An 18,729-nucleotide genomic window follows, 5' to 3' on the forward strand; every position below is an offset into this window, starting at 1 on the left:
GAAAATGGTGTAGGGAGCCAGATGCAGTTAGCAAGGGATACAGATAAGTAGCTGGTTATAATTAAATTGAAGATAAATTTTAGGTTCGATCCCCCCTGCCCCCCTTGATAAGGGGGGTGCCGATAGGCGGGGGGATCTCCCCTTAATAAGGGGGGCATCTGATAATTTTTAACGCCTACCTACTTAGTTTCCATTTTAGGTTATTTTTTGGTAAACTACAAGGGAAGCTAGAAATTAGTAACGCATTGAGAATTGTATCCGCTTAGTTATCAGTGCAGTTATTGACACGAACGAACAACTTATCGCTATGTCCAAGACTCTCTACGAACAAGATTTTCAATTGTGGCTCGCAACAACAATTAATCACCTACAGAAGCGGGAATTTGCTGCGCTGGATACTGATAACTTAATTGAGGAGTTAACCGAGTTTGGAAAATCGGAAAAAAGAACTTTAGAAAGTAATTTGATGATTCTTTTGGCTCATTTGCTCAAATTAAAAGTACAGCACGACGCACCGCCATCAATGAAGGATAGCTGGTATTGTTCTATTATTGAGCATCGCCAGCGAATTGAGAAAAACTTACGCAATACACCTTCCCTGAAATCCTATCTAGAAACTGCTATCGAGGAAGCTTATCCAGATGCTCGTCAAGTGGCAATTAAGGAAGGGAAACTTGCTCAATTTGGTGTTCGGATTCCCCCAGAAAATGATTATCCTCAAATTTGTCCTTTCTTGCCAGAGCAAATCTTAGATGAGAACTTCTATGGCAATTGACCAAATGTGTCTCAGCTTATAATAATATGAACAACCACAAAGGCACAAAGGACACAAAGATTAGGTTTTTCTGGCAACCCTAACTAAAACTTACCTGAAGAAAAGCCCCCAGAAAACATCACTTTCTAGGGGTTTAATTACAATTGACGGAAAACAAACTTATAGGGAGGTTAACCTCCAGCCACCGCAGGAACGATACTGACTTCATCGCCATCTTTTAAGGGGGTTTTTGTCCCATCGAGGAAGCGAATATCTTCACTGTTGACGTAGAAATTTAAAAAGCGCCGGGGTGCGCCATCTTCATCGCATAAGCGGGCCTTAATACCGGGGAAACTTGCTTCTAAGGATTCGATTAAATCACCGACATTACTAGCACTACACTCGACGGTAGCCTTATTTTTTGTAAATTGTTGCAGGGGAGTGGGAACGAGAACTTTTACGGCCATAGATATCAAGGAAAAAGTGGAAAGGACAGTAAGCTGTTAAAAATTTAAATTGCTTGTGGAGATGAGGCAAGGGGATAATCGCCCCATCATCCCTGAACATCAATTCTAGACGAGAACCTGTTGCCATTCGAGGCGTTCGAGGGTGCGGGAACGTTCTAGGGCCCGTTCAAAGCTTTCTAATTTCGGTTCGATTAACAGGGGTTCACCGATATAACCCTGTACCGCTTCTTGGGTTTTTAGACCATTACCAGTGATATAAACGACCGTGGTTTCTTCGGGGTCGATTTTACCCGCTTCTACTAATTTTTTCAAGACAGCGATAGTCGTACCGCCTGCGGTTTCCGTGAAAATGCCCTCCGTTTCTGCCAAAAGTTTAATACCTTCGATAATTTCGGCATCGGTGACGGATTCAATATTACCGCCAGTTTTACGGGCAATATCAAGGGCATAAACACCATCGGCGGGATTACCAATAGCGATCGATTTGGCGATAGTATTGGGTTTAACTGGGGCGACAAAATCCCGTCCTTCCTTGAAAGCTTGGGCAATGGGGGAACAACCCTCCGCTTGGGCGCCACTAAAACGCACTGCTTTATCTGCCACCAAACCGACTTTGACGAATTCTTGGAAGCCTTTATAAATCTTGGTAAACAGGGAACCACTGGCTAAAGGTGCGACAATATGATCGGGGAGTTTCCAGCCTAATTGTTCGGCCACTTCAAAGCCTAAGGTTTTGGAACCTTCGGAATAGTAGGGACGCAGATTGATGTTGACAAAACCCCAACCGTAGGTATTGCCCACTTCTGAACAGAGACGGTTAACCTGATCATAATTGCCTTTAACAGCCATGACCGTGGGATTATAGATTAGGGTGCCGAGAATTTTACCCGCTTCTAAGTCGGAGGGAATGAAAACACAACAGTCTAAACCGGCGTGAGCGGCAATAGCGGCGGTGGAATTGGCCAGATTTCCCGTACTAGCACAGGAAACGGTAGTAAAACCTAATTCTTTAGCCCGGGTAAGGGCGACGGATACCACTCTATCTTTGAAGCTGAGAGTGGGCATATTGACGGCATCATTTTTAATGTAGAGATTTTTTAGACCCAAGCGCCGAGCTAAACGGTGGGATTTAACTAGGGGAGTCATACCCGTACCCACATCGATAGGATTTTCACTTTCCACCGGCAAAAAAGAACGATAGCGCCAGATGGAATTGGGACCTGCTTGAATGCTTTCTCTGGTGACGGTGCGACGGATGAGGTCGTAATCGTAGTCCACTTCCAGGGGGGCAAAGGTTTCTTCGCAGATATTCAGCGCTTTCAGGGGGTAGGAGGTCCCGCCTTCCTTAGAAACCAAGCGGGTAAAGGTGGGGATGAATTTTGAGGTTTCGATGTTTGTCGCTAGGGTCATGATTTTCCTGTCTTGCCGTCAACTGAATCTACAAGCATCCTATCACCGGCAAAATCTTGGTGTCAAATATACCCGAATATTTTTGTCGGGTATAAATTTATACAAAAACTAGGGGATAATCTGGGGAGCAGCAAGGGTTAAGGGGAGATGGTTGGGCTGCCGTGTCAGGAAACTTCGGTGTAGTTTTAGGTCAAAACAAGAACTAGGAGAAGGGATTTAAGTTTTTTAGGAGGCTATAGCCTTTTTTTGCGGAATTTTATCGAAATAAATCATAATTTACGTTTAAATAGCTTAAACAGGGGGCGATTAACTGCGGTTGTCAGAAAGTTTCTCGCTTTACTCAGGATGATTGTCAAGAAAAGTGACAAATTATGTGATTTTGTTGAGAAATAATAATTTTTTCCGGACTGCCCAATAAAATTGACTATTTTCGGCAGTCGGCAGGAGATTATTTTTATTTATTCTCCCTTCTCCCCACTTCATAATTCATAATTCATATGCTTTTTGATAAAAAGTTAAGGTAGTATTGCCGTAGCGTTTTTGACGACAAATAGTTAAACCTTCTAGATTAATTGCTGGCCAAGATTTGGGATTGTGTTCCACGGCAATTTCCCCTAGGGAATCTAATAAATTAGATTGAGAGATGGCAGTTAATACCGGTAAATATAACCCGCTTTCGTAGGGAGGATCAAAATAAATTAAATCAAAACTTTTCCCCGCTAAAGTGGCTAACTTTATTACCACATCCCCCCGAATTACTTGGAATTGCTGGTGAGAAGTTGCTAAATTGCGCCAATTTTCCTTGATAATTTCGCCAGCGCGTCCTGATTGTTCAATTCCGATTACTAGACTCGCACCTCGACATAAAGCTTCCGCACCCATGGAACCATTACCCGCACAAAGATCCAACCAACGACAGCCGGATAATTTCTGTTGCCAGATATTAAATAAAGCTTCTCGCACCCTTGCTGTCGTCGGACGGGTTAATTGTCCTGCTAGGGTTTTTATGGGACGATTGCCGTAAATTCTCATTAGTTAAAAGGCAAATTCAGTTAATCTTTTTTGTAATAAATCGGGAAAAAGGGCATAGTATCTTTGATTGAGAGGAGAAGGATGGGGGAGAGGCAATAAAGTTACTTTCTTTTGCTGTTTTAATCCCTGTTCATCGGTAGCGGTAAGGGTAACTACCAGTTTTTTGGTAAAGCGTTCTTTATCAAGATAGAATTTATCTACTTCTTTGGGTTTACCATAGGGTTCAAACCATTTAAAAGCTTCCGTGCCAAGGGGAATGATATGATCACCTTGCCAATAAAAAACGAGCAGTTTTTCTATAAATGGACGAAAACGATCTTTTACTTCCCCAGAATAAGCTTTATTACCCGGGGGTTTGTAAGGAACTGTATTAGTTAGGAAAATTCGATCGCACACCGATAATAGCTCTTGACGATCATGGGATTTTCTCCCCTGCCAAGCTTGAAAAAATCCCTCTCTTACCATTCTACCGGCCGCCCCGATCAAAGGTTGTCCTGCATATACTTCATCTCGTCCTAAATCCCGGCCAAAAAAGCATAACTGACTAGCAAGATTACCAGCATACAAAACTGGTTCAAAGGGGTCTTTTTGTGCCTCATGGTAAATTAGGGTATCGATGGGAAAATCCTCTTTTTTTGCCTCTTGGTGTACCTGTTTAATTAGGGTTTTAATGTCGGCCATTATTCCAGAAATCAGTTATTAGTGGCTCTTTATTCTACTACAAAAATGAAAATTATCAGTCTTCAGGAGATTATTTTTATTTATTCTTCCTTCTCCCTACACCCTACACCCCAATTCACTCCTCGGTGCGATATCCAAATTCTGCTAAAAGTGAGCGAGATTGTCGCCATTTCGGTTCTACCTTCACAAATAATTTTAAATATACCTCCCCAGCGATTAACTTTTGAATAGCCGATCGAGCGGAAGAGCCGATCGCTTTTAACATACTGCCATTTTTACCGATGACGATCCCTTTTTGGGAATCTCGTTCCACATTGATGGCGGCAAAAACCTTGGTTAAAGCGGGAGTTTCCTCGACGCGTTCAATCACCACCGCCACAGAATGGGGAATTTCCTGACGGGTTTGCAGTAAAATCTGTTCACGGATTAATTCGCCCATAATAAACCTTTCCGGCTGATCGGTGACTAAATCGGGGGGATAGTAATAGGGACCGACTTCGAGGGAATCAATTAACAGATTTTGCAGTTCTGCGATTCCCGTCCCCTCCAGTGCCGAAAATTTGAGCAGAGGCCAGTTATTTTCCGCCGCTAAGGTGCGATAACTGTCGTCGATAGGCTCCCGGTCTTCTGGTTGCTGATCGGCTTTATTTAGCCCTAAAATCGTGGGAGTTTGGTTTTTAGTCAGTAAATCGGCAATATAGTGATCGCCATTGCCCAAAAAATTACTACTATCGACAACAAATAAAACTAAATCTACAGAATTTATGGCGTTTTCGGCATTTTTAACTAAAACTTTGCCTAATTCGTGATGGGGCTTGTGAATGCCGGGGGTATCGACAAAAATCATCTGGGAGCGCTCGTCGGTGACAATGCCGCGCAAACGGTTGCGGGTAGTTTGAGCGATGGGGGAAGTAATGGCGATTTTTTGTCCCACTAATTGATTCATCAGGGTGGATTTGCCCACATTAGGACGACCAATAATGCCAATAAAACCAGATTTAAAACCAGTGGGTGCGATGGGAATTACTGCCGAATCGAGATTAACGGCTTGGGAGTTGATCAAATCGTTCATAATTAAAGAATATTACTTAAAAAATATTTTTACCCATGCAAAGGATAATTTTGTTCTTGTTAGTATTGATTTTAGGCTGTAGTAACCATTTAGAATTGTCTATAGCGGGAAATTTAAGCGATCGCTTAACTAATTATCCTCGCTGGATGACTAAACCAGTGGTTAGTTTTGCCAGCGGAGATTTAGTTTATCCCGATTGGATGGTAGGCAATTGGACTGTCACCAGTACCCTAATCGATTTAACCGCTCCTCTTGCTCCCCAGATTATCACACCAGGTTTTGAAAGTAATCGTCGTTACCTAGAAAAATCGATCGAGTTTCCGGTGAGATTCATCGAGAAAGCTATTTCCAGACCGATAAATGCTGCCTTTTTATCCACCATTATCAGTAAACCATCAATTGTGGCCGATCGCTCCTTTAATGGTTTAGCAATTAGTCGCGCCTACTTAGGTAATCAATCGGTATTATCCGTAAAAACTGATCCTAATAATCCCAATCGTCAGATTACCTTTTTACGGGGCGCTCATCAACTAATTTCCACCGTAATTGCCAGAAATAGCGAAACTCCTAGCCAAAATCAATTTATTGCCACAGAAATCAGTCAACAAATTTTCCGGGGAGAAACCAATACTTATCTTAATGAGGTGGAAACCACCACAGCCTATCAGTTATTATCTCCTAATAAAATTCTAGGCGATCAGGTGACAGCCATTTATCTTTCCCCCCAATCCCCTGATTATTTCCAAGTGCCGAATCGTCCTGTGGCTTTGTATCGTTATCGCCTAGAATTGCTGAAAGATTAATATCACCACTGGTTAAACCCTGCTGAAACTGGCGCAGTCTTTCCCCATCCTGTTGAAAAAGTATAGGGGGAGCTTTTCAGTGATCAGTAATCAGTGGGGGATTGGGGAGAAGGGGAGAATAAATACAAGCTGACTTCTGACTTCTGACTCCTGAAATAGAATAATGAGCTTGTAATCAAAAGTTCATGTCTGCGTCACAGTAAGTTCATATCCCCCGCCTAGATTAGAGATAGTCAGTCCTCAGCCGTTTTCCGAAACACTCCTCTCACACCCACGATTATTAGGACTGACTTTTATTCCCTTCTCAGAATGGTTAAACAATAAAAACTATGACTCGCAATATTTTTAACGATAATATTTCCCCTATCAACGCAGGTAATCCCAAACCCTCCAAATCTTCTGCGATGAAAAAACTTTTTGCCTATTCCTCTTTACTGGTTTTGGGTGCCGGGTTAGGTATCGGTGCCACCTACGCCTACAGTCAAAATCCTCTAGAATTAGCCCAAAATATTGCCCCCGCTGCCACTAATCCTCGCCCCTCCACACCAGCGGCTGCCGCTCCCTCGTCTCTGGTTATTCCTACCAATTTTGTCGCTTCTGTGGTGGAAGAAGTGGGGCCGGCGGTGGTAAGAATTAATGCTTCTAGGGAAGTTAATGGAGGCAGTGATTTTTCGGAATTTGCTAACGATCCTGTTTTCCGTCGCTTCTTCGGTTCTCAAATACCAGAGCGAGGAGAAAAACAAGTTCAAAGAGGTACAGGTTCCGGGTTTATTATCAGTAATGACGGTAAAATTATCACCAATGCTCACGTTGTCGAGGGAGCAGATAAGGTCACTGTCACCCTCAAAGATGGTCGCACTATTGATGGCAAGGTTTTAGGTAGTGATCCTTTGACTGATGTGGCAGTGGTACAGGTAGAAGCGAGCAATTTACCCACGGTTAAATTAGGTAATTCTGATAGTTTACAGGTGGGAGAATGGGCAATTGCTATCGGTAATCCTTTGGGATTAGATAACACTGTCACCACGGGGATTATTAGCGCCAAGGAACGCAATGGCTCCCAAATTGGTGCTAGTGATAAACGGGTGGATTTCCTGCAAACCGATGCGGCAATTAACCCCGGAAACTCCGGCGGACCTTTGTTAAATGCTCAGGGAGAAGTCATCGGAGTTAACACCGCTATCATTCAAAATGCCCAGGGTTTAGGTTTTGCTATTCCGATTAAAACTGCCCAAAGAATCGCCGAACAATTAATCGCCACGGGTAAGGTGGAACATCCCTATCTCGGTGTTCAAATGGTGCAGTTAACTCCGGAGGTAAAAGAACAATTAGCCGATAGTCCCATGGCTGATAATTGGACTATCCCCGATGATTCTGGTGTCTTGTTAGTGCGGGTGATGAGAGATTCTCCTGCCGCAGAAGCAGGATTGCGATCGGGTGATGTGTTAAAGTCTGTAGGTGGTAAGAATGTCACCGATCCCGATGCGGTTCAGGAAATTGTTGCTAATACTCAAATCGGTGATAATTTACCCGTAGAAATTAGCCGGGAAGGACAAAAAATTAATCTGAATATTCAAGTGGGTAGCTTGAATACTGCTAACAGATCCTAGTCTGGAAGATAAGTGGGAAAAGACCGAAACTTTATAGAGAGCTTGTTAGTAAGCTCTCTATATTTCTAGTTTTACTTTTGGCTCCTAAATCTAATAGTTATACTAAATCTGGTTATTAAAGACTGATTATTTATTCCCCCTTTTGCCTATTGCCTATTGCCTCTCCTGATATGTAGCCTATACTCAACGGATTTAGTATTATAGCAGTTATCTTAATGGTGAGTTACTAAGTTTTCCTTTTGGGGAGACAGAAGAAGATGCCTTGTCAGTTTATAGCGTTTCTCACACCTATGTGGCACAGTTAAACCTTCGTTGATTAAGCTTTTAATCACCAGTAATGTACCTCTTGCAAACAGGAAACGCTATATACTTCATCTTGATGAGAAACGCTTTAAAAGTGATTCCAAGAATTCAGTGATTTACAACAAATCTAGAATATGATGTTTATTTAGAGAGTGTTTTAATTGAAATTGCTGTAGAAAGACAATAAAGATACCAAGAGATAGCATAGTGCAGAATTATGGCTCAACATATCTAACCACCTCTTGCCTTTTTTGCTTTTGCCTATCTTAATCAAGAAGTTAATTTTGTCCTATTGCTTATTGTCCCTATCTGAGCTTATCACTAATTTTCTGGCTGAATTGTTTGGGCTAATCCTTGCTCTAAAGTAAAGGGAGGTTGCCAATTCAGGGTTTTTTGAATATAGCTAGAGTCAACGGCAAGAGAACCAAGCAAGCGTTCGATATTATAGCTGTTAAAAGGTAGGTTTTTCCCTGTGATGGATTCTATGCTATCACCCAGATAACCTAAGAATCTAAGTAGGGTAGTGGGGACGGGCAGCAATTGACAGGGTTGTTGAATTTGTTGAGCAATGAGTCGAATTAATTGGGGAGTAGAAACAGCTTGGTTATCGCTAATTAAAAAGATTTGATTAGCGGCATTAGGATGATCTAAACAGGTAATAATGGCAGCAACTAAGTTACCCACAAAGACAAAACTACGGCGATTTTTGATCGCACCAAAAGGTAAGGGTAATCCCCGTTTAATTAGTTTCATCAAGCGCTCCATATTACCGGGATTACCTGGCCCGTAAACTAGAGTAGGACGAAGGATCGTCCAAGTAATGTTACTATCTTTGGCAAGGTTAATTAAAGCTTGTTCTGCTTGCAGTTTACTACGACCATAGGGACTATCGGGATGACAAGGAGAGTTTTCTGTGAGTATCCTATCGCTTTGAGTTGTCATCGCACCGATAGAACTGATAAAAATAAAGTGTTTAACTCCTGCTTGAATTGATTGTTGAACTAAGTTAGCTGTACCTTGAGTATTAACCTTAATAAACTCCGCTTCTGGATTGGGAATAGTTTCGTTGATAATATGAGCGCGGGCCGCTAGATGGATGACTATATCAATTCCCTGTAGTGCCTCTTGCCAATTAGTTTTTTCATCGATATTGCCAACTTTGATAGTTTTAATTGGGATAGATAAGGACTGAGACAAATTCTTTCGTACTGCCGCAGTAATCTGGAATTGATGCTGAGATAAAATTGGTAGAAGATAGCTACCGATAAAGCCTGTTGCGCCAGTAATTAGAAGTTTTTGCATAAAAAATCAATACAGTTAACATGGTTTGTTTTAATCTTTATTAAGTTGTTTGAGCAAAAATATCTCGGAAAAGTTGTTTATATTTCTGATCAGCAAGATCAAAATTATATTTAGTTTTAGATATTACAGCAGCTCTGTCGCCCATTTGTTTACATATATCAGGATGAGATGCGGCAAATTCAATAGTTTCCACTAATTTATCAAGATTTCCTGGTGCAACTACCCAGCCAATATTTTCTTCTTGAACAACCTGAGCTAGTTCAGACGAATCATCGGTGATTGCAATAATCGGTTTACCAGCAGCCATTTGATTATACATCCGACAAGGAACCGATACACCAGTCATTCCTGGGACAAATCCAATAAAAGCGATGTCACAAGCATTAAGAGAGGTGATTAGCTCGGAACGGGGTAGAAAAGATATAAGGCTGATATTTTCTAGATTTTTAGTTGCTGTATATTCAACTAACCAATCTTTTTTAGCACCATAGCCAATGACTATAAAGTGAATATTTTGATAATTTATTAGTTTTTCCGCTGCTTGAGCAAGGTATTCTATACCATGGGTTCTACCTATATTACCAGAATAAAGAACTATAAATCGATCACCAACATTTAGTTTTTCTAAGAGAGAATTATTCAGCCTGTCCGCAGGTTCTATCTCATCGTCAGACCAGTTAGGAATAAGAGCAATTTTTTCTAATTTTTTTTCTGACAACTTACTAGCAATTAATTGATTCATATCTCTGCCCAGAGAGATAATTTTTATAGAATTTTCATAAACTATTTTATTAACGATATTCAGTAACTTAACTAGCCAAGATGATGAAGACACCAGTTGAGTTGCTATTAGTGCCTCTGGGTAAACATCATGAACTAGCAAAACATAACGGCAATTCTTTAACCATTTGATTAGTAAAGCAACAAGGGGTAAAAGGGGAGGATTGGTAACTACTAATAAGCAATCTTCTTGCTTGCACAAAATCAAGCATTTCAAAAAAATTGCTATAGTCCGAGTCAGGATATTTAATATTCTGCCCCAAAAATAATCCTTATTAAAAGTTGTTCCTACACAGCGAATAACATCGACATTGTTAATGGTTTCCTGTGGAGGCGATTTCTCTGCTAAAAAGAAGTTTGTTGCTGGACCAGTGATGACCTTAACTTTATATTCTTTCGCTAGTCCTTCAGCAGTTTTCGTCAGTAAGTATCCTGTGGAGGTTTGTTCAGGAAAGTATAGTTCTGTCAGTATGATGATTCTGCTCATGATTTAAATTAAATGCTAAACTACATTAATAGTTGTCAAAGTATTTTGTGGCTCTCCTAGACTGGTTATAGCAAATTAGTAGTTTAAATGAGCCTAAACCCTTAAATAGCATGGAATCCAACAAAGCAAAAAGCTTTTTTTATTAAAATTGCTTTTTTGAATTATGGTTATCCTTACTTAGCAAGGCTTGCGTGGATTATTTTCTGCTAATATATCATAACTACTCTAGAAGATACTATTTTGTCAATAAAATAACCCTTGATAAACGTCTAACGTTTTTTTTGCGGCTATTTCCCAAGTAAAGTAATTTTGCTGTCTAAATTTTGCATTTTTCATGAGTTCCATTCGTCTAGACTGATTAGATAATAGTGACTCGACAGCATTCAGAAAACTTTCAAAATCGCCTGATTATTTGCGTAAAAATCGTCTGAATTGAGAATGCCAATAATATCTCCAGTTGCTAGGTTTAAACCTTTATTCATGGCATCATAAATCCCTTGATCTGGTTCGGAAATAAATTTGGCTATCTTTTCACTATAAGACTGAATAATTTCTATGGTACTGTCAGTAGAAGCACCATCAATTACAATATATTCAATATCTGGGTAGTCTTGGCTTAAGACAGAACTAATTGCATAGGCAATAGTTGCCTGATTATTGTAAACAAAAGTAATGATCGATACCTTCATTGTTAATAAGTAATGGCAGGTTGGCTGTTTAATCAGAACCTCATTATAGCATAAAATTTTAGCAATTCGGTTCTACAGGACATATTGTGCTAGATTCCCAAAAAGCCAGACGGGGCAAGGATTTTGTGTGCAGATAGATTTTTTAGTCTGAATTGCTTGCCCCGTCTGGCTTTCATCAATTCAGCGTATTATTGACACAGTAAATCGATAAATTTATTCGCAACTTCATCCCAACTATTAGGAATTTTTGCTAAAGCTTGTTTCCAGTTAACTTGCCATTTATCAGCCATTCTACGGTGCAACTCTTCGATTGCTTCACAAGCTGATTTAGCACTCAGGGGATCGAAGTAAATAGCTTGCTCTTCACATAGCCAACGAGCATAGGGAAGATCAGAACAAATAATTGGTAAACCTGCTATCATTGCTTCAACTAATGGTAATCCATAGCTTTCCAACAATGAAGGAAAAAATAAGGCTGTAACTTGCTCATATTGCTTTAAACATTCTTCTGGGGTTAATCTACCAACACACTTAAGCCAATTCAACTTGGCAATACTTGGCGATATTTCTGTAGAATTTAATGTTACGATTACTTGTACAGGAAATTCTATTTGATTAACAAAATCATTCATAGCTTCAAATATTTTAAAGTTTTTGTGAGGATAATTGTTGGCAGGATAAAATAAAGTAATGGAATCTTCTTGAAGTTTCCTATTAATCATTCTTCTATTAAACCAGACAGGAGCAGGCTGAGGGATGATTGTGACTCTGTCAGTCAACTCAGGATATGAAGCAATAATCTGCTCTTTCATTACTCCTGTTTGTACAACTATATGTTTGACAAATTTTAGATTGCTTTTAAATATCCAGCGAGCAATTCTATATTTAATATTGCGCCCCGAATAAGGGTTAATCTTAGGAGAAATTAAATTCGGTTGATGGACTAAAACAACTTGGTTGTCAAAGCCTCTGAGGGGAAGATCGCCCAAAATTAGTGATCGCTCTGTTTTTTTAAAGTACAATGGAGATAAAAGACTTTCACTGACACGAGATAAGCTATTCGGTAAAAATCGCTTTAATCTATGTACTTTTATTGAATCTAATTCCCCTGGTTCCCCTGGCTCAAACATAGAATCTTTCAAAGGCAAATAGAGTTCAATTTTTTGAGCTTTAAATTGCTTTATTAAGGAAGTAATTAAGGATTTAACTACCTGACAAGCCCCTAGTCCACTGATATTAGTACCATGAATCATGAGTTGTTTGTTCATCTTGATTGGTCTTGGCTCCGCTTAGGCTATGTTTGAGGAATAAGGCAGGGGTGAATTGGCAAAATAAAATTTAATCTGCATAATTGCTTTAAACTGCCTGAAAATTAAGTTAATTTTATTGGGTAATTTGCTACTGGTTAATTCACGAAAAATATTAATTTACATAAATATCTGTAGACTTAGTTATCTTCATCTTCCCCGCCAACAAAGATTGTCTTAAAAATCTCATTATGTAATGAGGCAAGTTATTTAATCTCCATTGTGTGAATACAACCCAGTCCTGTAATTGAGCAGGTTGAATGGGTGAATAAATTTGCTGTCTTTCAGCTTCCATAGCTTCTCTTTTCTTATTCGTCAATTGGTTTTCATGAATCCGAAAACAACTTATACTTTCACCAGAAAACCGAGAAAATTTTAAATTCGATAACAAAGCTCTCAGGTAAAAATCCGCATCCGAACTCAAAGAATAATCTTCTTTAAACCCCTTGAGCTTTTGGTAAACTCTATTCCGGAAAATCGCTGCTGGTTGAGCAAAGCCAAATATACCGATTCGGAACAGTGAAAGCAACTGCTCGGGTCTAGCGGCGGACATAGAATAGACGAAACGACCATAACCATCAGTATAGTCACAACTTCCATAGACTATATCTGCTTTGGTATCTTTTCCAAAAGTCGTTAGTCGATTCACGCTATCTGGATATAACCAATCATCGGAATTAATGTAGCCCAGCCATTCCGTATAACATTCCCGTAGCCCAGTGTTAATTGCTCGATACATATTGCCCGGTTCAGCGTACAAAGTTTTGACATTCCAGCGTTTACATATCTCTAGAGTACCATCGGTTGAGCCGCTGTCTACTACGATGATATTAACATCTACGTCTTTCTGCGATCGTAAAGAGAGCAAGGTCATATCCAGTGTAGCCGCACTATTCAATGTTGGAATCACATAACTAATCTCGCTTATTTGGCTCATTGGTTATCCTAGAAAATAACTTTAGACATTGTACCCTAATTAAGTAAATCTAGTCAAATCGTTTCATTTCCATTCCTTCCCTTTCCCTAATGAAAGCAAAAAAGTTTGATTTAAAACAAATCCCAAATAGCAAAGGCAAGACAATATTCCAGTAACTAGGACGGTTGAGCATTACAAATGCTAATTCTGCCATAGCACCTAAAGAGATTGCTACGCCAAGTTTAGCCCAATGCTCATAAACATTTCTTAGGTAAGGATTCGCAGTGAGTTTGCTTTCAGCTATAAGGTCTCTGATTTGACTTGCTCTACTGCCAAAGATATAGATAAAGATTATGAGTCCTGCTAACCCAGTTTCAACGATTAGTCGGGATAGCATAGAATAGCCGTCATGTTGGTTTAGACGAGCTAAAATGCCTGCTTTTAAAGGCGCAGCCTCCTGAAAAGCATAAGCAAAATTACCTAAGCCAATTCCTAGCAAAGGATTTTTTTGTAAAGCATAGATTGTGGTACTATAACTGTTTAAAATAGACCCCACACTTATATTTGTGATTTCACTATCTTTTAAAGCAAAAGGATCGATAAATTTTCCCGAACTCCAGAAAAGTTCTAATTCATCAAGTCTAGATCCAATAGTTGGACTAAATTGATTAATATCCTCTTTATAGGTAAACATAACAATCACCAAAAAGAATATAATTGCAAACAAAGGAATAACTTTAGTTAAACATAATTGTATTAAACTTTGTTTTGAAAATTTTCTAATTCGCCATTTTCGATTAATAAAAATAAAATAAGCTATCAGTAAAGAGAGAGCAAATATATTTGTTACTGACTGAGTTAAGGTGACAGAAGTTACAATAATAATCAAGGAGATAGTAGCAAAAATCCTCTTGTTTTTTTTGAAATATCCTGACAATAGCATCTGGCTAATAATTGCGAAGGCTGGCATAGCATAAATTCCTATATCTCCAGGTTCAGTAAGTACTCCTGAATGCCGTCCTCCCCCTAAAGACAGAGAATAATCCTCATCCGCCGCAGCAACCCTCACTGAATAGGGGAGAAGCCGAGCTATAGAAGCTAGGATACCAGCTACATAATCCCTACCAGTAAAGGAAACTATGAAAAATTGTAAAACAACCATAGAGCAAATAAATACAGATACCCTCACAAAGTCTTGGGCTAATATTTTTGAAGTAGCAGGATTTGTTGTTACCCATGATACAGTATAATAAACAGAAAATAGAATTAGAAGCGACATTAAAACTCCTAAAGACTTTCTGGTACTGTAAAAATTATCCGTAATAAAACTTAAAAATGTTGATATGATAATCAATGAAAAGAAAAATATAATAAGATTTATATATGTGCTTTTCCCAAAGGCTCGTTTAAACTGAAATCCTCGCAAAAATATCGATAGAATAAATACTATCAAAATTGGAACAAGTGCTGGCTCTATAAATCCAAACCCTGCTTCATGAACTCCCAGGCTAACAAGAGGCAAAAGGTAGATTGCCAATCTAATAAGCCAGCCTTCTAACAATTTGGTTTCGTTTCTCATATTTATCGACAGTGACAACTGGAACTTTTAAATTAGTGTTAACAGATTTTGTCCTATCTATCTAGGGCTTAAGGGTTACTTTATTCTCAATAATCCCCGCTTCCTACTGTGGCTAATTACAGGCAATTGGCTCTTCTGGTTTCTGTGTGGAAACGAAATCTATACTAATAGTTTCTTCCGCAAAATAGTCTTAAAAGTCTTGTCCGGTAAGCATTTTGCGTTCTATAAGCAAAAATTATCACACAAAGTCGAGAAGAGCCGGCAATTTAATTAACTAACCAGTTCAAGACCCGATTCAGGCGAGTAATCTTCAAGCAATCATCCAGAAAGAACCGGGTAATCGATCTTCATGATAAGCATTGATACTCTCAAGAAACACAGAATTCTTATAATAAGATAGCATAGATAAGGATGCCAAAACTTCAAACTTTTTGTTAAATTGCAGAAAGGTCTCTAAAAAGTATTGCTCGTTCCAGTATCGTGATTCTTTGAGATTCCATTCGATGGGATAATCATAGGGAAAAAATATATCGTGAATGTGAACTAAGACTCCTGTTTCTAAACGGGGATAAACTTGGAGAAATTCAAACTCCACATCACTACCAGACTTAAATACATGACTAGAATCAACGAACAGAATATCATTGGTTTGCAGGGATTCAAAAACAGACAAATCTACGGCTTCTACTTTCTGGGTAAGCAAACTAAATTCTAGAAAATCTTTACTAACATTAGCAAAGTCTTTTAAAAAATCTTGAGGATAAGGCTCGATCGAGATCAGTTGTGATTTTTGGGAATTTTCTATAAAATTCATTCTTAAAGCTGCGGCGATAATCTTAGTGCTACCACCTGAGCCAATTTCAATTACCCGATTAGGTTTTTTTTCTCTGACCATAGCATAGAGGACTTCCGCATCACCACTAATGAGACCAGAACTATCTTCGGAATAACCAAACGCTGAAAAAATTTCTTTATTGTTAAATTCTAAAGCATATTTTTCTAGTAAATATTTAACCAGTTCAGTTTGCTTGTCTAGATGCCATTCAATTGAGCTAAGAGGCCTTTCTTTGCCCGCGTATGTCATAATTTCCTGACGGTTAGGTATCGGCTGATAAAAATGGTCAGTAATTAGGGTGTAGCCAATATTTCTTAAGAGGGGATTGAATATTTTCCTAGCTAGGGCAAATTTAATATTTTTTCTACCCTGTTCGGTTTGCATACGGTTAAGTAATTTTTTCAACATTGTCAACCTTTACACTACTAATATTTACTGTCATGTTTTGTCGTCAAAGCTAACTGGGAACTGGTATTCTCGATCAAAATATTACTAGCTGGTTGCCTCCTATTAAATCTTGATAAAATACTTCTAGGGCAGGGTATCAATCATAATGGGCAATTTAATTAACCGACCAGTTCAAGACCGGATTCAATGGGCATAATTTGCTAGATTATACCTGATGATCAACTTTTTGTAAAGAAAATTTTTCATCAGCTAATATCTAGATTTATTCTGGCAAATCTCCAAAACGCTCTCGATAGCGTTGAAGCAATGCTTCTAAATCCTCAGCCCGCATCCTTTCCTGTTGGGCCCGCATTCTTTCCTGTTCGGTTAGCTCCGACTCCGTGGGCAGTAAATCGCCAGCAAAAGTCGCCCAACGCAGCCAAACTGCCTCAACTCCCTTATACTCTCCTTGCCAGCGTCCCAAAGTTAACCCTAGCCTTTGACTGAAAAATCTTTCTCCCATCTCTAGAGATAATGGCTCGTAGTTGCCGTCTCTGAGGGTAAAACCTGCCCAGTCTTCAGGATTGAAGAGATCGTACCAGAAATATTCTGGCACTCGCAAACGGTCTTGATAGATGGCTTTCTTTTCAGTTTTATCCTGTTGAGCGGTACTTTCAGAAAGGAGTTCGATAACCACATCGGGAGCTTTCCCCTCTTGCCAAACCACCCAACTTTTTCTTTCCGCTTTGGGAACCCCCAGGACAGCAAAGAAATCAGGCCCGCGAAATTCCTCGTTTTTTAACTGTGCGGCACTGAAATAAACGAACATATTGCCGCCTACATAGCCATCTTCCCTAGCAGCTAACCAGGGTAACAAGGTATCTATGAGTATATCCATCTGGAGTTTATGTCGTTGGGTTTCCATAGGAACGCCGTCATCGCAGGGCAATTCATCTTGGGTAGGCAGTGAAAGTCGAGAAGGGGCAATAGTTGAAGTCATCGGAGTTACCCTGGTGACTAGACTTATGGGGATTTTTCCTCTAGCACTAGGGAAAATGTCTGGCGGCTAGAATTCAGACAGGGGCAAAACATCACGGCAATTATAGCCTAAATGTATTATTGCTCATTCTTCTCTTCTGAATGGAAATATAAGTGGACTCTATCTGATGTCCAAGTTGGAACCCCTGTTCCAAAGAAATCTTGATCTTCCGTCCAGATCGGGCAGTTAAAAAGAAGGGCGGTTGCTAAAATCGGCCAGTCATCAAGATCTCTTTGTTTTATGCGTTTTATGGCCTCTGATTGATGTTGACTATAGAGCGAAGCTGGCACAACCTCTACAATGTTCGACACGCGGCCGAATCCTTCTCTAACAAGTGCCAGATCAAGTCCCTTGGAAGCCGCTATTTTAGGAATGTATTCTTGTGCATCATCAAGACAGACATCGGGAGTTAGAAAACAAGCGTTGTCGCCGACAGATTGCATCAACCTCGCCACCTTCACCCCAAATACACTTCTTATGATGATATTAGCGTCAAGAACGACGAATTTGAGTCTCACTTGTCCAAATCCTTTCTCTGATTCGCTCTGTCCGCTTCACGCATCTGACGAAACTCACGAACAATATCGTCTTCGGAAATTCCCTTTTGACTTAACAGGTACTCAAATTGAGCGGCCACCGCTTGTAAGGCAGCGATATCTGCGCTTTTACTCCCCTGTTTAACCGGGAAATAGAACCCAACAGTATGACCGTGACGTAGTACCTCAACGGGAGTCTCACCGTATATGTATTTAGGGAGTTCGCTCCGAAATTCTCGCACCCCAATTTTCTCAATGTCATGCTTATCCATAGTCTCTCTCGTTGTGTTCATACTGTGTACACAGTGTAGCACTATTTGAGAAGGGATATCAACAAATAAATTTGCTCATGTTTTACCATAGAGTAGTCACCCAACTTTTTCTTTCCGCTTTGGGAACTCCCAGGACAGCAAAAAAATCAGGACCGCGAAATTCCTCGCTTTTTAACTGTGCGGCACTGAAATAAACGAACATATTGCCCCCCACATAGCCATCTTCCCTCGCCGCTAACCAGGGGAACAAGGCATCAATGAGGATATCCATCTGGAGTTTATGTCGTTGGGTTTCCATGGGAACGCCGTCATCGCAGGGCAATTCATCTTGGGTGGGCAGTGAAAGTCGAGAAGGGGCAATGGTTGAAGTCATGGTAGCTACGCTGGTGACTAGACTTATGGGGATTTTTCCTCTAGCACTAGGGAAAATATCTAGCCGCTAGAATTCAGACAGGGGCAAAATATTAT

General features: G+C 39.8%; 18 protein-coding genes and 1 pseudogene. 3 read left to right on the forward strand and 16 right to left on the reverse strand.

What is annotated here, in order from left to right; translation table 11 throughout:
* The first annotated feature begins 307 nt into the window (after nucleotides 1-307).
* Complete coding sequence (locus MiAbW_RS02680) at nucleotides 308-775, forward strand: DUF29 domain-containing protein (RefSeq protein WP_151694816.1); 468 nt, start codon at nucleotides 308-310, stop codon at nucleotides 773-775.
* Between the two features lie 170 nt (nucleotides 776-945).
* Here MiAbW_RS02680 and MiAbW_RS02685 read toward each other — a convergent pair whose 3' ends face one another.
* The 5 genes from MiAbW_RS02685 to era all read right to left on the reverse strand — a co-directional run bounded on the left by MiAbW_RS02685 (nucleotide 946) and on the right by era (nucleotide 5,416).
* Nucleotides 946-1,221, reverse strand: coding sequence for a MoaD/ThiS family protein (locus MiAbW_RS02685; RefSeq protein WP_151694817.1), 276 nt, complete (start codon nucleotides 1,219-1,221; stop codon nucleotides 946-948).
* 105 nt (nucleotides 1,222-1,326) lie between these two features.
* On the reverse strand, nucleotides 1,327-2,631 hold the full coding sequence (gene thrC, locus MiAbW_RS02690) for a threonine synthase (protein ID WP_002783420.1): 1,305 nt from the start codon (nucleotides 2,629-2,631) through the stop codon (nucleotides 1,327-1,329).
* A gap of 486 nt (nucleotides 2,632-3,117) precedes the next feature.
* Entirely contained in the window at nucleotides 3,118-3,663 is a 546-nt protein-coding gene (gene rsmD, locus MiAbW_RS02695; protein WP_151694818.1) for a 16S rRNA (guanine(966)-N(2))-methyltransferase RsmD, read from the reverse strand.
* Between the two features lie 3 nt (nucleotides 3,664-3,666).
* The gene (locus tag MiAbW_RS02700; RefSeq protein WP_151694819.1) at nucleotides 3,667-4,344 is read right to left on the reverse strand and encodes a uracil-DNA glycosylase family protein; all 678 of its coding nucleotides are present in this window, start codon (nucleotides 4,342-4,344) and stop codon (nucleotides 3,667-3,669) included.
* A 115-nt stretch (nucleotides 4,345-4,459) separates the two neighbouring features.
* Entirely contained in the window at nucleotides 4,460-5,416 is a 957-nt protein-coding gene (gene era, locus MiAbW_RS02705; RefSeq protein ID WP_151694820.1) for a GTPase Era, read from the reverse strand.
* Nucleotides 5,417-5,451: 35 nt separating this feature from the next.
* Here era and MiAbW_RS02710 point away from each other — a divergent pair, with 35 nt between their 5' ends.
* The gene (locus tag MiAbW_RS02710) at nucleotides 5,452-6,219 is read left to right on the forward strand and encodes a DUF6816 family protein (protein ID WP_151694821.1); all 768 of its coding nucleotides are present in this window, start codon (nucleotides 5,452-5,454) and stop codon (nucleotides 6,217-6,219) included.
* A gap of 329 nt (nucleotides 6,220-6,548) precedes the next feature.
* A complete protein-coding gene (locus MiAbW_RS02715) occupies nucleotides 6,549-7,829 on the forward strand; it encodes an HhoA/HhoB/HtrA family serine endopeptidase (protein ID WP_151694822.1) in 1,281 nt (426 codons plus the stop codon).
* A 624-nt stretch (nucleotides 7,830-8,453) separates the two neighbouring features.
* Here the strand turns inward: MiAbW_RS02715 and MiAbW_RS02720 are convergent.
* The 11 genes and pseudogenes from MiAbW_RS02720 to MiAbW_RS02770 form a co-directional block, all read right to left on the reverse strand.
* Nucleotides 8,454-9,434 carry an NAD-dependent epimerase/dehydratase family protein gene (locus tag MiAbW_RS02720; RefSeq protein WP_151694823.1) on the reverse strand — a complete coding sequence of 327 codons (981 nt, stop codon included), beginning with the start codon at nucleotides 9,432-9,434 and terminating at the stop codon, nucleotides 8,454-8,456.
* Between the two features lie 40 nt (nucleotides 9,435-9,474).
* Nucleotides 9,475-10,701 carry a glycosyltransferase family 4 protein gene (locus tag MiAbW_RS02725; protein ID WP_151694824.1) on the reverse strand — a complete coding sequence of 409 codons (1,227 nt, stop codon included), beginning with the start codon at nucleotides 10,699-10,701 and terminating at the stop codon, nucleotides 9,475-9,477.
* Nucleotides 10,702-11,084: 383 nt separating this feature from the next.
* Nucleotides 11,085-11,390, reverse strand: coding sequence for a glycosyltransferase (locus MiAbW_RS02730; protein WP_103112724.1), 306 nt, complete (start codon nucleotides 11,388-11,390; stop codon nucleotides 11,085-11,087).
* 188 nt (nucleotides 11,391-11,578) lie between these two features.
* Nucleotides 11,579-12,658, reverse strand: a complete 1,080-nt coding sequence (locus MiAbW_RS02735) for a glycosyltransferase (protein WP_149977728.1) — start codon at nucleotides 12,656-12,658, stop codon at nucleotides 11,579-11,581.
* Nucleotides 12,659-12,812: 154 nt separating this feature from the next.
* A complete protein-coding gene (locus MiAbW_RS02740) occupies nucleotides 12,813-13,634 on the reverse strand; it encodes a glycosyltransferase (RefSeq protein ID WP_149977729.1) in 822 nt (273 codons plus the stop codon).
* A gap of 49 nt (nucleotides 13,635-13,683) precedes the next feature.
* Nucleotides 13,684-15,192: an O-antigen ligase family protein gene (locus MiAbW_RS02745; protein ID WP_151694825.1), complete on the reverse strand. Its 1,509-nt coding sequence runs from the start codon at nucleotides 15,190-15,192 to the stop codon at nucleotides 13,684-13,686.
* A 310-nt stretch (nucleotides 15,193-15,502) separates the two neighbouring features.
* Complete coding sequence (locus MiAbW_RS02750; protein ID WP_151694826.1) at nucleotides 15,503-16,435, reverse strand: class I SAM-dependent methyltransferase; 933 nt, start codon at nucleotides 16,433-16,435, stop codon at nucleotides 15,503-15,505.
* A gap of 262 nt (nucleotides 16,436-16,697) precedes the next feature.
* Nucleotides 16,698-17,414, reverse strand: a complete 717-nt coding sequence (locus MiAbW_RS02755) for a Uma2 family endonuclease (RefSeq protein ID WP_151694827.1) — start codon at nucleotides 17,412-17,414, stop codon at nucleotides 16,698-16,700.
* Nucleotides 17,415-17,530: 116 nt separating this feature from the next.
* A complete protein-coding gene (locus tag MiAbW_RS02760; RefSeq protein ID WP_052275598.1) occupies nucleotides 17,531-17,971 on the reverse strand; it encodes a PIN domain-containing protein in 441 nt (146 codons plus the stop codon).
* Nucleotides 17,968-18,261: a hypothetical protein gene (locus MiAbW_RS02765; RefSeq protein WP_151694828.1), complete on the reverse strand. Its 294-nt coding sequence runs from the start codon at nucleotides 18,259-18,261 to the stop codon at nucleotides 17,968-17,970. Before MiAbW_RS02765 ends, MiAbW_RS02760 begins: the two co-directional genes overlap by 4 nt.
* Nucleotides 18,262-18,358: 97 nt before the next feature.
* Nucleotides 18,359-18,634, reverse strand: a pseudogene (locus MiAbW_RS02770) (Uma2 family endonuclease); the annotation flags it as partial.
* Between the last annotated feature and the right edge of the window lie 95 nt (nucleotides 18,635-18,729).

Source organism: Microcystis aeruginosa NIES-4325 (assembly GCF_008974145.1).
Classification (GTDB): Bacteria; Cyanobacteriota; Cyanobacteriia; order Cyanobacteriales; family Microcystaceae; genus Microcystis; species Microcystis aeruginosa_G.

Bases quoted from the DNA above. Each gene is read 5' to 3' on its own strand.
- rsmD (WP_151694818.1), bottom strand. From the start codon at position 3,663: ATGAGAATTTACGGCAATCGTCCCATAAAAACCCTAGCAGGACAATTA.
- MiAbW_RS02730 (WP_103112724.1), bottom strand. From the start codon at position 11,390: ATGAAGGTATCGATCATTACTTTTGTTTACAATAATCAGGCAACTATT.
- MiAbW_RS02735 (WP_149977728.1), bottom strand. From the start codon at position 12,658: ATGAACAAACAACTCATGATTCATGGTACTAATATCAGTGGACTAGGG.
- MiAbW_RS02710 (WP_151694821.1), top strand. From the start codon at position 5,452: ATGCAAAGGATAATTTTGTTCTTGTTAGTATTGATTTTAGGCTGTAGT.
- MiAbW_RS02700 (WP_151694819.1), bottom strand. From the start codon at position 4,344: ATGGCCGACATTAAAACCCTAATTAAACAGGTACACCAAGAGGCAAAA.
- MiAbW_RS02720 (WP_151694823.1), bottom strand. From the start codon at position 9,434: ATGCAAAAACTTCTAATTACTGGCGCAACAGGCTTTATCGGTAGCTAT.
- MiAbW_RS02685 (WP_151694817.1), bottom strand. From the start codon at position 1,221: ATGGCCGTAAAAGTTCTCGTTCCCACTCCCCTGCAACAATTTACAAAA.
- MiAbW_RS02680 (WP_151694816.1), top strand. From the start codon at position 308: ATGTCCAAGACTCTCTACGAACAAGATTTTCAATTGTGGCTCGCAACA.
- MiAbW_RS02715 (WP_151694822.1), top strand. From the start codon at position 6,549: ATGACTCGCAATATTTTTAACGATAATATTTCCCCTATCAACGCAGGT.
- MiAbW_RS02740 (WP_149977729.1), bottom strand. From the start codon at position 13,634: ATGAGCCAAATAAGCGAGATTAGTTATGTGATTCCAACATTGAATAGT.
- thrC (WP_002783420.1), bottom strand. From the start codon at position 2,631: ATGACCCTAGCGACAAACATCGAAACCTCAAAATTCATCCCCACCTTT.
- MiAbW_RS02725 (WP_151694824.1), bottom strand. From the start codon at position 10,701: ATGAGCAGAATCATCATACTGACAGAACTATACTTTCCTGAACAAACC.
- era (WP_151694820.1), bottom strand. From the start codon at position 5,416: ATGAACGATTTGATCAACTCCCAAGCCGTTAATCTCGATTCGGCAGTA.
- MiAbW_RS02750 (WP_151694826.1), bottom strand. From the start codon at position 16,435: ATGTTGAAAAAATTACTTAACCGTATGCAAACCGAACAGGGTAGAAAA.
- MiAbW_RS02745 (WP_151694825.1), bottom strand. From the start codon at position 15,192: ATGAGAAACGAAACCAAATTGTTAGAAGGCTGGCTTATTAGATTGGCA.
- MiAbW_RS02765 (WP_151694828.1), bottom strand. From the start codon at position 18,261: ATGGATAAGCATGACATTGAGAAAATTGGGGTGCGAGAATTTCGGAGC.
- MiAbW_RS02755 (WP_151694827.1), bottom strand. From the start codon at position 17,414: ATGACTTCAACTATTGCCCCTTCTCGACTTTCACTGCCTACCCAAGAT.